The 14,630-nt window shown below is 71.7% G+C and carries 12 protein-coding genes; 7 read left to right on the plus strand and 5 right to left on the minus strand.

What is annotated here, in order from left to right; all coding sequences use genetic code 11:
- Window positions 1-236: 236 nt before the first annotated feature.
- The 6 genes from ACWD1Z_RS28615 (at window position 237) to ACWD1Z_RS28640 (ending at window position 6,543) form a co-directional block, all read left to right on the plus strand.
- Window positions 237-1,004, plus strand: a complete 768-nt coding sequence (locus ACWD1Z_RS28615) for a DeoR/GlpR family DNA-binding transcription regulator (RefSeq protein ID WP_451122468.1) — start codon at window positions 237-239, stop codon at window positions 1,002-1,004.
- A 98-nt stretch (window positions 1,005-1,102) separates the two neighbouring features.
- Window positions 1,103-2,470, plus strand: a complete 1,368-nt coding sequence (locus ACWD1Z_RS28620; RefSeq protein ID WP_451122469.1) for an ABC transporter substrate-binding protein — start codon at window positions 1,103-1,105, stop codon at window positions 2,468-2,470.
- Window positions 2,467-3,405, plus strand: a complete 939-nt coding sequence (locus tag ACWD1Z_RS28625; RefSeq protein WP_451122470.1) for a carbohydrate ABC transporter permease — start codon at window positions 2,467-2,469, stop codon at window positions 3,403-3,405. Before ACWD1Z_RS28620 ends, ACWD1Z_RS28625 begins: the two co-directional genes overlap by 4 nt.
- Window positions 3,402-4,226 carry a carbohydrate ABC transporter permease gene (locus ACWD1Z_RS28630; RefSeq protein WP_451122471.1) on the plus strand — a complete coding sequence of 275 codons (825 nt, stop codon included), beginning with the start codon at window positions 3,402-3,404 and terminating at the stop codon, window positions 4,224-4,226. Before ACWD1Z_RS28625 ends, ACWD1Z_RS28630 begins: the two co-directional genes overlap by 4 nt.
- Complete coding sequence (locus tag ACWD1Z_RS28635) at window positions 4,223-5,212, plus strand: zinc-dependent alcohol dehydrogenase family protein (RefSeq protein ID WP_451122472.1); 990 nt, start codon at window positions 4,223-4,225, stop codon at window positions 5,210-5,212. The genes ACWD1Z_RS28630 and ACWD1Z_RS28635 overlap by 4 nt, the downstream gene beginning before the upstream one ends.
- Window positions 5,213-5,328: 116 nt before the next feature.
- Window positions 5,329-6,543, plus strand: a complete 1,215-nt coding sequence (locus tag ACWD1Z_RS28640; RefSeq protein WP_451122498.1) for a TerD family protein — start codon at window positions 5,329-5,331, stop codon at window positions 6,541-6,543.
- A gap of 75 nt (window positions 6,544-6,618) precedes the next feature.
- On the opposite strand, the gene ACWD1Z_RS28645 is transcribed toward ACWD1Z_RS28640, so the two are convergent.
- The 5 genes from ACWD1Z_RS28645 to ACWD1Z_RS28665 form a co-directional block, all read right to left on the minus strand.
- Window positions 6,619-8,067, minus strand: coding sequence for an alkaline phosphatase PhoX (locus tag ACWD1Z_RS28645; protein WP_451122473.1), 1,449 nt, complete (start codon window positions 8,065-8,067; stop codon window positions 6,619-6,621).
- A gap of 112 nt (window positions 8,068-8,179) precedes the next feature.
- On the minus strand, window positions 8,180-8,662 hold the full coding sequence (locus ACWD1Z_RS28650) for a hypothetical protein (protein WP_451122474.1): 483 nt from the start codon (window positions 8,660-8,662) through the stop codon (window positions 8,180-8,182).
- 131 nt (window positions 8,663-8,793) lie between these two features.
- Window positions 8,794-10,029: a hypothetical protein gene (locus ACWD1Z_RS28655; protein WP_451122475.1), complete on the minus strand. Its 1,236-nt coding sequence runs from the start codon at window positions 10,027-10,029 to the stop codon at window positions 8,794-8,796.
- 91 nt (window positions 10,030-10,120) lie between these two features.
- Window positions 10,121-10,948, minus strand: coding sequence for a Crp/Fnr family transcriptional regulator (locus tag ACWD1Z_RS28660; protein ID WP_451122476.1), 828 nt, complete (start codon window positions 10,946-10,948; stop codon window positions 10,121-10,123).
- 94 nt (window positions 10,949-11,042) lie between these two features.
- Window positions 11,043-12,464, minus strand: coding sequence for a hypothetical protein (locus ACWD1Z_RS28665; protein WP_451122477.1), 1,422 nt, complete (start codon window positions 12,462-12,464; stop codon window positions 11,043-11,045).
- A gap of 274 nt (window positions 12,465-12,738) precedes the next feature.
- On the opposite strand from ACWD1Z_RS28665, the gene ACWD1Z_RS28670 reads away from it, so the two are divergent.
- Window positions 12,739-14,568 carry an endonuclease/exonuclease/phosphatase family protein gene (locus ACWD1Z_RS28670; RefSeq protein ID WP_451122478.1) on the plus strand — a complete coding sequence of 610 codons (1,830 nt, stop codon included), beginning with the start codon at window positions 12,739-12,741 and terminating at the stop codon, window positions 14,566-14,568.
- Window positions 14,569-14,630 lie beyond the last annotated feature (62 nt).

Below are 14,630 nucleotides of genomic sequence, written 5' to 3' on the forward strand. Positions count from 1 at the left end.
CCGAGAGCGCAGGCTGAGGGGCGCGGGGAACCGCGCGACCAGCCACGACCCACCCGCGGCCGCCATACGACCGACACCCCCGCCCCGTGCGCCCACCCCTCACCCCCACACGACCGAACGGGCAGACAACGGTCAGCATCACCCCCATAACAAACCTGGTCACCGCCCCGCACCCCCTGTAGAACTCTCCCCATGAGCCCGAACGGGCAGCACATGCGAGAAGGCGGGCGACGAAGATGACCAGAACCGCGGAAGAACGCCAGCGCGAGATCATCCGCGCCGCCCGCGCCAACGGCTCCGTCGACGTCAACGCCCTCGCCGCCGACCTGGGCGTGGCCAAGGAGACCGTACGCCGAGACCTCCGCGCCCTGGAGGACCACGGCCTGGTCCGCCGCACCCACGGCGGCGCCTACCCCGTGGAGAGCGCCGGCTTCGAGACGACGCTCGCCTTCCGCGCCACCAGCCACGTACCCGAGAAGCGCCGGATCGCGACCGCCGCGGCGGAGCTGCTCGGGGACGCCGAGACCGTCTTCGTCGACGAGGGCTTCACCCCCCAGCTCATCGCGAAGGCACTCCCCCGGGACCGGCCGCTGACCGTGGTCACCGCGTCCCTGCCGGTCGCGGGCGCGCTCGCGGAGGCCGAGAACGTCTCGGTGCTGCTGCTCGGCGGCCGGGTCCGGGCCGGCACGCTGGCCACCGTGGACCACTGGACGACGAAGATGCTGGCCGGCTTCGTCATCGACCTGGCGTTCATCGGCGCCAACGGCATCTCCCGGGAGCACGGTCTGACCACCCCCGACCCGGCGGTCAGCGAGGTCAAGGCCCAGGCCGTACGGGCCTCCCGGCGGACCGTGTTCGCCGGTGTGCACACCAAGTTCGGCGCGGTCAGCTTCTGCCGGTTCGCCGAGGTCGGCACCTTGGAGGCGATCGTGACGAGCACCCTGCTGCCCTCGGCGGAGGCGCACCGCTACTCCCTGCTGGGCCCGCAGGTCATCCGGGTCTGATTTTCGAACTGACGCCCTCAGAGGGGCCGTTGCCCCCACCGGCACACCGGCACCCCTTACGTCCCCCTATGTCATTTTTCAAGGTCCAGGAGCGATCCATGCGAACCCAGAGCCGACGGAGGCCGCGAGCCGCGCTCGCCACGGCCGCCGTAGGGACGCTGCTCGCCCCGCTGCTCTCCGGCTGCTGGGTCGGAGCGGGCGGGGCCGGATCGGGCGGCGACTCGATCAACGTCCTCATGGTCAACAACCCGCAGATGGTGGAGCTGCAGAAACTCGCCCCCCACTTCACCGAAGAGACCGGCATCAAGGTCAACTTCACCGTGCTGCCCGAGAACGACGTCCGCGACAAGATCAGCCAGGACTTCGCCAACCAGGCCGGCCAGTACGACGTCGCCACCCTCTCCAACTACGAGATACCGATCTACGCCCGCAACGACTGGCTGAAGGAGATGGACTCCTACGTCGCCGACGACCCGGACTACGACGAGCAGGACATCCTCAAGCCGATGCGCCAGTCGCTGACCGGCGACGACGGCAAGCTCTACGGCCAGCCCTTCTACGGCGAGTCGTCCTTCCTGATGTACCGCAAGGACGTCTTCGAGAAGGAGGGCCTGACGATGCCCGCCCGCCCCACCTGGCGGCAGGTGGCCGACCTCGCCGCCCGGCTGGACGGCGCCGAGCCGGGCATGAAGGGCATCTGCCTGCGCGGTCTGCCCGGCTGGGGCGAGGTCATGGCACCCCTCACCACGGTCGTGAACACCTTCGGCGGCACCTGGTTCGACCAGGACTGGAACGCCCGGCTCGACTCCCCGGAGTGGGCGAAGGCGACGAAGTTCTATGTCGGCCTCGTCCGGGAGCACGGCCAGTCCGGCGCCGCCCAGTCCGGCTTCGCCGAGTGCCTGAACAACATGACCCAGGGCAAGGTCGCCATGTGGTACGACGCCACCTCCGCGGCCGGTTCGCTGGAGTCCGCCGACTCCCCGGTCAAGGGCAAGGTCGGCTACGCGCCCGCGCCGGTCGAGCGGACCGGCTCCTCCGGCTGGCTCTACACCTGGGCCTGGGGCATCCAGGACGCCTCCCGCAACCCCGACAAGGCCTGGCAATTCGTCTCCTGGGCGTCGAGCAAGGAGTACGAGCAACTGGTCGGCGACGAGATCGGCTGGTCCAGCGTCCCGGCGGGCAAGCGCGCCTCCACGTACGAGAACCCGGCGTACCGCGAAGAGGCCGCCGCCTTCCAGGAGATGACGAAGGAGGCCATCGAGGGCGCCCGCCCGGACGACCCGGGGGTGCAGCCGCGCCCGGCGCCCGGCATCCAGTTCGTCGGCATCCCCGAGTTCACCGATCTCGGCACCAGGGTCTCCCAGGAGATCAGCGCGGCCATCGCCGGACGCCAGTCCGTCGAGTCGGCCCTGAAGAAGGCACAGGACCTCGCCGAGAAGATCTCCGAGGAGTACGAGGGACGATGACCGCCACCACCACAGCCCCGACAGCGACACCCGCCGTCCGCACCGGGAAACCCCCCTCGGACCGGCTGCGCGCGTGGGCGACCCGTGCCCCGCTCCTGCCCGCCCTGATCTTCTTGATCGCGGTGACCCAGCTGCCGTTCGTGGCCACGCTGGTGATCTCGTTCTTCGACTGGAACTCGCTGTACCCCGACGCCCGCAGCTTCACCGGCCTCGCGAACTACTCGGACGTCCTCACCGACGCCGACCTGCGCCGCTCGGTGTGGACGACGATCCTGCTCACGGTGGCGGTGGTGCTGGCGAGCCTGGTCCTGGGCCTGGCCCTCGCCCTGCTGCTGGACCGGAAGTTCAAGGGCCGGGCCGTGGTCCGCACCCTGCTGATCGCCCCGTTCCTGGTGGTCCCCGTGGCAGCGGCACTGCTGTGGAAGCACGTCCTCTACAACCCCGAATACGGCCTGTTCAACGGCCTGTTGCACTACGTGGGCGGGCCGCAGCCGGACTGGATCTCCAACACCCCGCTGCTCGCCGTGGAAGCCGCCCTGGTCTGGCAGTGGACGCCGTTCATGATGCTGATCCTGCTGGCGGGGCTGCAGAGCCGGGACCAGCAGCAGATCGAGGCGGCCCGGGTGGACGGCGCGAGCGACTGGCAGATCTTCCGCCATCTCACGCTCCCGCACCTGCGCCGCTACCTCGAACTCGGGGCCCTCCTGGGCTCGATCTACATCGTCCAGAACTTCGACGCGGTGTTCACGCTCACCTCGGGCGGCCTGGGCACGGCGAACCTCCCCTACACCGTCTACCAGAGCTTCTACCAGGCCCATGAGAACGGCCTCGCCTCGGCGGCCGGCGTCCTGGTCGTCATCGGCTCGATCATCATCGCGACCTTCGCGCTGCGGGTCGTCTCGTCCCTGTTCCGCGAGGAGGTGTCCCGCGCATGACCGCCGTACGCCGCAACGGCCTCGGCCTGCTGGCCTGGTTCCTCGGCATCCTGTTCTTCCTGCCCATCGCCTGGATGGCCCTGACGTCCTTCCACTCGGAGGAGGACGCGGCGACGAACCCGCCGTCGTTCGGGGCGGCGCTCACCCTGGACGGCTACCGGGAGTTCTTCGGCACGGACGGCGGGGCGAGCCCGTGGCCATCGCTGATCAACTCGACCGTGGCCTCGGTGGGTTCGACGCTGCTGGTGCTGCTGCTGGCGCTCCCGGCGGCCTACGCCCTGTCCATCCGCCCGGTGAGGAAGTGGACGGACGTCCTGTTCTTCTTCCTGTCCACGAAGATGCTGCCGGTGGTGGCGGGCCTGCTGCCCATCTACCTGTTCGCGAAGAACACCGGCCTGCTCGACAACATCTGGCTGCTGGTCATCCTCTACACCTCGATGAACCTGCCGATCGCGGTGTGGATGATGCAGTCGTTCCTGTCCGAGGTACCGGTGGCGATCATCGAGGCGGCCCGGGTGGACGGCGCGAAGCTGCCCACGATCCTGGCCCGCGTGGTCGCCCCGATCGCCCTCCCAGGCATCGCCGCGACCGCCCTGATCTGCTTCATCTTCAGCTGGAACGAACTGCTCTTCGCCCGGGTGCTGACCGGCGTGGTGGCCGAGACCGCCCCCGTCTTCCTGACCGGCTTCATCACCAGCCAGGGCCTGTTCCTGGCGAAGGTGTGCGCCGCGTCGCTCGTCATCTCCCTGCCGGTGCTCGCCGCGGGGTTCGCCGCCCAGGACAAACTGGTCCAGGGCCTGTCGTTGGGAGCCGTGAAATGAAGGCCGCCGTCATCGAGTCCAGGGGCCGGGCCGTGGTCGCCGAGGTCCCGGATCCGACGCCGGGCCCGCGCGACGTCGTCGTGGAGGTCGCCGCGTGCGGCCTGTGCGGAACGGACCTGCACATCCTCCAGGGCGAGTTCGCGCCGGAACTGCCGATCGTGCCCGGGCACGAGTTCGCGGGCACGGTGGTCGGGGTGGGCACCCAGGTCACCGAACTGTCGGAGGGCGACCGGGTGGCGGTGGACCCGTCCCTGTACTGCCACGAGTGCCGCTACTGCCGTACCGGCCACAACAACCTCTGCGCACGCTGGGCCGCGATCGGCGTCACGACGCCGGGAGGCGCCGCGCAGTACGCGGTGGCCCCGGTCGCGAACTGCGTACGGCTGCCCGACCACGTCCGCACCCAGGACGCGGCGCTGGTGGAGCCGCTGTCGTGCGCCGTCCGCGGCTACGACGTCCTGCAGTCCCGCCTCGGGGCGCACGTCCTGATCTACGGCTCGGGAACCATGGGCCTGATGATGCTGGAACTGGCGAAGCGGACGGGGGCGGCGAGCGTCGACGTGGTGGACGTGAACCCGGCACGCCTGGAGACGGCCCGGCGGCTCGGGGTGTCGGCGTCGGCGGGGAGCGCGGACGAGCTGGACCGGCCGCAGGGCTGGGACCTGGTGGTCGACGCCACGGGCAACGCGGCGGCGATCCAGGACGGTCTGGAGAGGGTGGCGAAGGCCGGCACGTTCCTGCAGTTCGGCGTGGCGGACTACGCCACGCGCGTGTCGATCGACCCGTACCGCATCTACAACCAGGAGATCACCATCACCGGCTCCATGGCCGTCCTGCACAGCTTCGAACGAGCGGCGGAGCTCTTCGCGGGCGGCGTCCTGGACCCCGACGTCTTCATCAGCGACCGCATCCCCCTGGCCCGGTACCCGCAGGCACTGGACCAGTTCGCGGCGGGGGTGGGCCGCAAGATCGTGGTGGTCCCCTAGCGGAACGCGGCGGGGGCGAACCGCCCGCGGCCACCCCCGCAACCGCCCGTGACCCGAACGGTCCCCCGGTAAGGGAACGGCAAAGAGACCTCGCTCGTTCACCGGGCATGACAGCTATGACCCCCGGCTCGAACATCCCACTCCCCGTCGCGCGTGTGACGGTGGACGTCGCCGCTCCGGTGCGGCTCGACGTATCGGGCCTGCTGCTCACCGCCGACGGCAAGGTGCGCTCCGACGACGACTTCATCTTCTACAACCAGCCCGCCGGCCCGGGCGTGACCTACCGCTCGGGCGGCGGCACGGCCCCCGACGCGATCACGGTCGACACCTCCGCCGTCCCCCCGGGGATCGAGAAGATCGTCGTCACCGCCAGCCCGGACGCCGCCGGCCAGACCTTCCAGGGCGTCGAACCGACGGCGACGATCCGCAACGCCGACGACAACAGCGTCCTGGCCTCCTTCACTCCCCCGCAGCTCGGCAACGAGACCGCGCTGGTCATCGTGGAGATCTACCTCCGCAACGGCGCCTGGAAGGCCCGAGCGGTCGGCCAGGGCTACTCCAACGGCCTCGCCGGCATCGCCACCGACTTCGGCGTCACCGTCGAGGAACCGGCACCGGCGCCGACCGCCGTGGCCCCGCCCCAGCCGGCCGTGCAGCCCCCGGCCGCCCCGCCCGCGGCACCGATGGCGACGCCCCCGGCCCCGCCCCAGGCGGCACCCCCCGCCCCGCCCGCGCCCCCCGCCCCCGGCGCCGGGAAGATCAACCTCGACAAGGGCCGCGTCAGCCTCCAGAAGAACCAGACCGTCTCCCTGGTCAAGGGCGGCCGCCCGCTGCTCTCGCAGGTCAAGATGGGCCTCGGCTGGGAGCCCGCGTACCGCGGCAAGGACATCGACCTGGACGCCTCGGTCATCGCCTACGGCCCGCAGCGCAACCACGTCGACAGCTGCTACTTCGGCAAGCTGCAGATCGTGGGCGGCGCGATCCGCCACTCCGGCGACAACCTCACCGGCGAGGGCGGGGGCGACGACGAGGTCATCAGCGTCGACCTCGGCCGGCTCCCCCAGGACGTCACCGGTCTGGTCTTCACCGTGAACTCCTTCTCCGGCCAGAAGTTCACCGAGGTCGCCAAGGCCTACTGCCGGCTCCTCGACGGCACCACCGGCGAGGAGCTCGTCCGCTTCGACCTGACCTCCGCCGAGCCGCAGACCGGCGTGATGATGGCCAAGCTCATCCGCCAGTTCTCCGGCGAGTGGGAGATGACGGCCCTGGGCGACTTCGTGAAGTCCCGCACGGTCCGCGGCATGGTCAAGCCCGCGGCCCAGGCACTGTAGGCACAAGCTCCGGGGCGCCCCCGCTCAGGGGGCGCCCGGTGCCGGGGACCCGGGCCCGGCCATGGACGCGGAGGGTCAGCGGCCCTGGCGCTTCCAGGGCCCGGTGATGGCGAGCAGGATGCCCGGGTCCTGGATGTTGGCGTACAGGGTGCGGCCGTCGGGGGAGAAGGTGACGCCGGCGAACTCGCTGTACTCCGGCTCCGCCTCGGTGCCGATGTTCAGGTCGTTGCGGGCGATGGGATAGGTGCGGCCGCGGTCCGTGGCGCCGAACAGATGCGAGACGCCTTCGCCGTCCTCGGCGAGGATGATGCCGCCGTAGGGAGAGACGGTGATGTTGTCCGGGCCGTCGAAGGCGCCGTCCTCGGAAGGGTCGGTGTTCACCCCGAGCAGGACCTTGAGGGTCAGGGTGCGGCGCTTGGGGTCGTAGAACCAGACCTGGCCGTCGTGCGGCCGGCCGGGGCTCTCGGCGCGGGCGTAGGAGGAGACGATGTACGCGCCGCCGTCACCCCACCACATGCCCTCCAGCTTGCGGCACCGGGTGATCCGGCCGGTGCCGAACTGCTTGCGCACCGACGTGGTCCGCGCGTCCCGGTCGGGGACGTCGATCCAGTCCACGCCGTACACCGTGCCGATCCTGGTGGCGCGGGAGAGGTCGTCGACGAACTGGCCGCCGGAGTCGAAGGACTTGAAGGCCTGGAGCCTGCCCGCGTCGTCGGCGAGGGTGCGGAACCTGCCGCGGCCGTGGCGGTAGCCCTCGGGCGGGGTCCAGCGGTACAGCAGGCCGTTGGGGTTGGAGGCGTCCTCGGTGAGATAGGCGTGGCCGCGCTTAGGGTCGATGACGACGGCCTCGTGGGCGTAGCGGCCGAGCGCCTTGATGGGCCTGGGATCCTGGTTGGCGCGCCGGTCGACGGGGTCGACCTCGAAGACGTAGCCGTGGTCCTTGGTCATGCCCCGGGTGCCGGCCTTGTCCTCGGTCTCCTCGCAGGTGAGCCAGGTGTCCCAGGGGGTGGTGCCGCCCGCGCAGTTGGTGGAGGTACCGGCGATGCCGACCCACTCGGCGACCCGGCCGCCCGGGCGGACCTCGACGACCGTGCAGCCACCGGCCGCGGCCGGGTCGTAGACGAGGCCCTCGGCGAGCGGTACGGGGTGGTCGGCGGCGGCGTAGGGGCCGCCGATCTCGTGGTTGTTGACCAGCAGGGTGGTGCCGCGCGGGCCGTCGAAGGCGGCGGTGCCGTCGTGGTTGGACGGGGTGGACTCGCCCGACTCCAGTGTCGTCCTGCCGGTGTGGGTGAGGACGCGGTAGGTGAACCCGGCGGGCAGCGCGAGGATGCCGTCGGGGTCGGGGAGCAGCGGCCCGTATCCGATGCCGATGGGCGCGCGCGCCAGGTCCGCCCCGTCGGTCACGGCCTCGGTGGAGGCGAGGGCGTGGGGCGCGGTGGCGAGGGCGCCGACGCTGCCCGCCAGCGCCACCCCGGCGCCGGTGATCGCGGATGTTCTGGCGAAGTCCCTGCGGGTGAGCGACATGCTGTCTCCTGTGCCGGTGGGTGCCGTGGAGGGTGGCGGACCGCGGTTCGGCGCCACCGTCCCGCCCGCGGCTGAACGGCGGTTGAACTCCGGGCGGCCGCGGGCCCAGTACTTACCCGCTCGACACCGCCACCGCCACTCCGCAGCACAGCATCAGGCCGGTCCACGGCATGGCCCGCAGCAGATGGCGGTTCTTGGCGTGCGCGATGACGCCCAGCAGGCGGGCCATGTCCCATAGCTGGGCGCACAGTTCGCCCGGCTCGGCGGCCGGCGCGATGTCGAGTCCCATGAAGCCGAACGGGCTGAGCGGCAGCGGCACCCGCAGCCGGGGCCGGATGGCCCGGGCCAGGTGGTAGCCGGAGACCAGGAAGGTGACGGCGAACAGGGCGAGGGCGACGTCGGTGACGGTTCCGTGCCGCTCCCGGCCGCCGTTGCCGAGCGTGGTCACCACGGCGACGACGGCCCCGGTGTGCACCACCAGCATGCTGTTGATCTTCGCGTCGGCTTCCTGGACGTATCCCTGGAAGGCCGACAGCGCCCCGAGCCCCGCGGCCACGGCGATCTCCATCGCCCGGCCGCCCCCGTACTCCGACATCGACGCCCCCTGCCCCGGCTCCCGTCCCACCAGGGTGCCGGGACCGGCCGCCGCGCCGGGCATCGCCCGTCAGGTGACGGGGTGGCGCCGGGGCGCGGGGGGTCATCCGGGCGCGCGTGCGGGGGCGGGTGTCAGCCGGCCGTCCACTCCTGTCTGCGGTCCCCCGGCCGGCAGGTCCGCATCGTGGGAGCGCCGCCCTCGCCGCCGGCGGTGAGGCAGTCGTCCGGGCGGGCCGCGTTGTGGAGCCGGAAGGAGCCCTTGCCGCCGGGCACGGGCACGGCCCACCACTCCTGGGCGGGGGTGCCGGCGTGGCCGGCGAGGAAGACCTCGCCGCTGCCCGGGGCGACGGTCAGCACCCGGTCCTGGCCGGTCGTCAGCCGCAGCCGTCCGCCGCCCGCCGGACTCCACCGCCAGGTCCGCCCGGCGCCGTCCGGGCCGGCCAGGACCCGGACGCCCTCCGGGCCGGCGGCGAGGAACCCGCCGTCGCCGACGTTGCCGACGGTGCCGCGCTCGTCCCCGGTGGTCGCCGAGGGGACGGACAGGGAGGGCCGCCCGGCCTCCGAACGCGAGGTCGAGGGTCCCGGCCGCTCGTCCGGCCAGGGGTAGGCCGTCTCCGCCGTCCACACCGAGGCGTCCACGGTCGAGGCCCCGCCGGAGGGCCAGCCGAACCGCGGCGTGCCGAGGAGCGCCGCCGTCAGGACGGCCACGGCCGATGCCGCCAGGGAGACCAGGACCAGCCGTGGCGTCCGGTTGACGGCCCGGGAGATCCGGCGGACCCGGGGTGCGACGGTGCTGCCGAAACGCCGCCGGAGCCAGGCGAACACCGAGGGGTGGACCGTCCTGCGCACCTCTTCCGCGGTGCGGCCGGGGGCGCTGAGATAGGCGCCGCGGCGCTTCTTGTGCTTGTCGAGCACCTGGACCGGCTGGAAGCTCTCCGGGGCGACGCCTGCGGCCCAGCCCCCGCGCACGGTCTGCTCGTACACGTACTGGCTGACGATCACCACGAGCTGCTGGTCGGCGAACTCCCGCTGGAGCCACTTGGCCTGCCGGCAGTCGACCAGCCGCTTGGCCTCGACGGCCCCCTCGCCCGCGGTGCCGAGCGCGCTGTCCGCGGCGAGGCCGGTGACGACCGAGAGGCGCACCCGCAGCAGCTTGGCGGGCTCCCGGCCGATGTTCTTCTTGGCGAGGGTGTCCTGGAAGGCCGTGACGAATCTGGCGACGACCAGGCTCATCCGCTTGCTGGGCCACAGGACCAGGAATCCGTCGCCGTCCTTCTGGAAGCCCCGCCACTCCCCGCGCAACGCCTCGGGCATCTGTCCGAGCGCCTCCTGGTACGCCCCGTACAGCGCCGCCTGCGCCTCGACCATCTCGGGGCCGAGAAAGCTGCTGTAGTCGCCCAGATCGGCTCGGACAAAAACCGCTTCGAAGAGATCCTCGACTGGATCTGATCCCGGTCCGTCAGCGGACTCGGAGTCGTAGCCGTGCAAATGCGTGCGACCTCTCCCGAGGAGGACGAAGTCCCTGACGTGGTGACAGCAGGTGAATATCACACCCGAACGAAGGGTCGCCACCTGTCCCGGCGCCCGCCGCCCGCCCCGGCGCTCGCTCCTGTTCGGCCACCGTCCGAAGCCCCGCCGGATCCGTGACGATGAGGCGCCGGTGATGGGCGTCCACGAGATCACGCAGGTCCCGCAGCGCGCGGTACGCGGTGCTCTCCGAGACCCCGATCAGCTCGCCCCACTCCATGTGCTTGAGGTCCATCGGAAGGATTACCTCGCGACCGCGCACCGACTGCCCGAAGTCATCGGCCATCTCCACCAGAACACGGGCAAGCCGGACAGTGGGGCTGCGCCGGTGGAAGTCGACGCGCCGTCGGGTGGCGGCCGCCAGCTTCCGGCTGACGGACTCCTGCAACCGCAGCAGCACCTCCGGGTGCTCGGACTTGACCCGCTCGAACTCCTGCCACCCCAGCCGGAGCGCGGTGACGGGCTCGCTCCCGCAGGCCCGCACCGAAGCGCTGCGCGGAGCCCCGCTCATCCCGGCGAGCTCCCCGACCAGGTCCCCGCCCATCCGCACGGCGACGAGGGTCCACCCGCCGTCGGCGAGGGAGGCGGTGACCTTGACGTAGGAGGAGAGCAGCACGAAGACGTCGGAGCCGATCTCACCTTCGGCCATCAGGAGGGCGCCGCGCCCGAAGGAGACGGGTTCCGCCCGGGCGGAGAGGGCGAGGCGAGCGGCGCCGCTCAGCCCGCCGAGGAAACTTCCGGGGCGCCACTGTTCGGGCACACCAACTCCCCCAGGTTCGCGGGGCGGTGGCGATGCGCGGCGCTGCCGCGGGGGCGCGACCGGCCGCCGGCGCGCCCCACACCCCGCCCCCTTGTCAGCCCTGTGACCGGGCCTTGAACGCGGCCTTGCGCGCTTCCTTGGCGATCCGCTTGTCCGGATGCAGCCGCCCCATCGCCTCCAGCACCTCCGCGGTAGCGGGATGGTCCACCCGCCACACCGCCGTGAAGAACCCACTGTGCTGCTCGGCGAGCCCGGACACCAGGGCCCGTAGCTCCTCGGAGTTCCCCTCGGCCGCGAGCTGCGCGGCGACGGTGTCGATGGTCAGCCAGAACACCATCGCCTCGGAGGGCGCCGGCACGTCCGGGGCGCCCCGCTCGGTCAGCCAGACCCGGGCGAGGCCGCCCAGTTCGGGGTCGTCCAGGACCTCCCGCAAGGCGGGCTCCGCCTCGGCGCCCACCAGCGACAGCGCCTGCTGACACCGCAGCCGGCGCAGCGGCGCCCCGGAGTCCGACCCACGGGCCGCCGCCAGCAACTCCCGTGCGGCGGGCAGCGCCTGACGTCGGCTCAGCCACTGCTCGGTCTCCGCCTGCGCGGCACCCGGCGGGAAGTCGGCCGTGCCGTCGAGCAGCGCATCGGCCCCCTTGTCCACCAGGTCGCCGACGGCCGGCGCCGTGAAGCCGGCCTCCAGCAGCCGGGCGCGCAGGCCGTACAGTCCGAGCGGGGTCAGCCGCACCAGGCCGTAGCGCGAGACGTCCGTCTCGTCGACGGGCGCGGACGGCTCCTCGTCGGCGTCGGCCATCAGCGCCTCGTCGACCGGCTGGTACTCCACGAGCCCGACCGGCTCCAGCAGCCGGAACTGGTCGTCGAGGCGCATCATCGCGTCGGAGACCTGTTCCAGGACGTCGTTGGTCGGCTCCCCCATGTCGTTGGGCACGATCATCGACGCGGCGAGGGCCGGCAGCGGCACCGGGGAGTCGCCGGGCCCGTCCTCGCTGGCCGTCAGCAGGTAGAGGTTCCCGAGCACCCCGTCGAGGAACTCCGCCTCGGCGTCGGGGTCCCAGTCCAGCTGGGAGAGGTCCAGCTCGCCGCCCTCGCCCATGGCGTCGACCAGGTCGTCGAGGTCCGGCACCCCGGCGTCCGCGAGCACCGTCTCCAGCGCCGCCTGCCACACCGCGAGCACATCGCGCGGGGAGCCGCCGGTGAGCAGCGCCAGGTCCTCGCCCGCCGTGACGGTGCCCTCCTGCTCGTCGGCGATCTCGACGAGCCCGGTGTCGACGGCGACGCGCCAGGCCTCACTGGCGTAGGCGGCGGCGTCGTCCCCGGTGAGGCCGAGGACCTCGGCGGCGGCGGGGAGCTGTTCCTCGGCGAGCCCGCCGCCGGCGTCGACGCGGGTGTCGGGGCCGGCCCAGCGGGCGAGCCGGGCGGCCCGGGAGAGCAGGGGCGTGGACAGCGCGTCCCGCGCCAGCTCCGTTTCGGGATGCAGCCGCACCGGCGGCAGGGGGGAGCTGTCTGACATCGGCTGATTCTCCTAGGACGCGTCGTACTACTCAGCCGCTCAGCCTAGACGGATTTGGCCCCATGCCGCCCGGTTCATCTGCCCGTTGGCCCGTGTACATGGCCGAAACCTTGACAAGTGGCCTGACCACGCAGGAGATTACGCGCGTAGACATTCAAAGGACACGTGTTCACCGAGTCTCTACGCGCGTCGCACCGGCCTCGCCGGTCGCGGCTCCCGCCGTCCCCGCTCCACCCTCGTCCCGGCGCCCACGCACGTCCCCGGAGGGATCCCGTTGCCGAGCAAGTCGTCCGCGCGCCTCGCCGCGCTCACCGTCGCCGCTGCCTGTTCCGCGGCGTCCACCGTCGTCCTCACCTCGCCCGCGCACGCCGACTCGGTGCGCATCCATGACATCCAGGGCAACACCCGCATATCCCCGTACGCCGGACAGCAGGTCACGGACGTGACCGGCATCGTCACCGGGGTGCGCACCTACGGCTCGTCCCGCGGCTTCTGGATCCAGGACCCGGACGCGGACGCCGATCCGGCCACCAGTGAGGGCGTCTTCGTCTTCACCAGCTCCACGCCCAGGGGCGTGGCCGTCGGCGACCTGGTGAAGGTCTCCGGCACGGTCACGGAGTACGTGCCCGGCGGCACCTCCTCCGGCAACCAGGCGCTGACCGAGATCACCCGCCCGACCACCACCGTGGTCTCCAGCGGCAACGCCGTCCCGGCGGCCACGGTCATCGACGCGGACTCGGTGCCGAACGCCTATGTCCCGGCGGGCGACAGCGCCGCCGGCGACTCGGTCAACGGCCTGCCGCTGAAGCCGTCGGCGTACGCCCTGGACCTGTACGAGTCGCTGGAGGGCATGAACGTCCAGGTCTCCGACACCCGGGTGGTCGGCGCCACCGACCCGTACACCGAGCTGTGGGTCACGGTGAAGCCGTGGGAGAACCGCAACCGCCGCGGCGGCACGGTGTACGGCTCCTACGCGTCGCAGAACACCGGCCGCATCCAGATCCAGTCGCTCGGCGCGGTCGCCGACTTCCCGAAGGCGAACGTCGGCGACACCCTCACCGGTACCACGGCGGGCCCGCTGGACTACAACCAGTTCGGCGGCTACACGCTGATCGCGAACCGGCTCGGCACCCTCGAGAGCGGCGGCCTGGAGCGGGAGACCACCGAGAAGCAGAAGAACGGCGAGCTGGCGGTCGCGACGTACAACGTCGAGAACCTCGACCCGTCCGACGCCACCTTCGAGGAGCACGCCTCCGCGATCGTGCATCACCTCCAGTCGCCCGACATCGTGTCCCTGGAGGAGATCCAGGACAACACGGGCGCGAAGAACGACGGTACGGTCGCCGCCGACCAGACGATGCAGAAGCTGATCGACGCGATCGTCGCCGCCGGCGGCCCGCGCTACGACTGGCGCTCCATCGACCCGGTGAACAACACCGACGGCGGCCAGCCGGGCGGCAACATCCGTCAGGCGTTCCTGTTCAACCCGGAGCGGGTCTCGTTCACGGACCGCGCGGGCGGCGACGCCACGACGGCCGCCGGGGTCACCGAGGAGCGGGGCAAGGCCGCGCTGACGGTCTCCCCGGGCCGTATCGACCCGGCGAACGCGGCCTGGGACTCCAGCCGCAAGCCGCTGGTCGGCGAGTTCGCCTTCCGGGGCCGTACGGTCTTCGTGATCGCCAACCACTTCAACTCCAAGGGCGGCGACCACGGTCTGACCTCGCAGTACCAGCCGGTCCGGCGCAGCTCGGAGACGCAGCGGCACCAGCAGGCGACCCTGGTGAACTCCTTCGTCAAGGACATCCTCGCCACCCAGAAGAACGCGGACGTCGTCACGCTCGGCGACATCAACGACTTCGAGTTCTCCGAGACCACCAAGATCCTGGAGAGCGACGGCGCCCTGTGGTCGGCGGTCAAGTCGCTGCCGCGGAGCGAGCGTTACTCGTACGTCTACCAGGGCAACAGCCAGGTCCTGGACCAGATCCTGGTCAGCCCGTCGATCCGGCGCGGCTGTGACGTCGAGTACGACAGCGTGCACATCAACGCGGAGTTCCACGACCAGATCAGCGACCACGACCCGCAGGTCCTGCGCTTCAAGCCGTAACTCCCGCCGGCTCAGGGCCGGCTGGACACCTTGTTCAGCCGGCCCCGCCAGGCAGGAGGGCG

It is taken from the genome of Streptomyces sp. NPDC002784 (assembly GCF_053592135.1).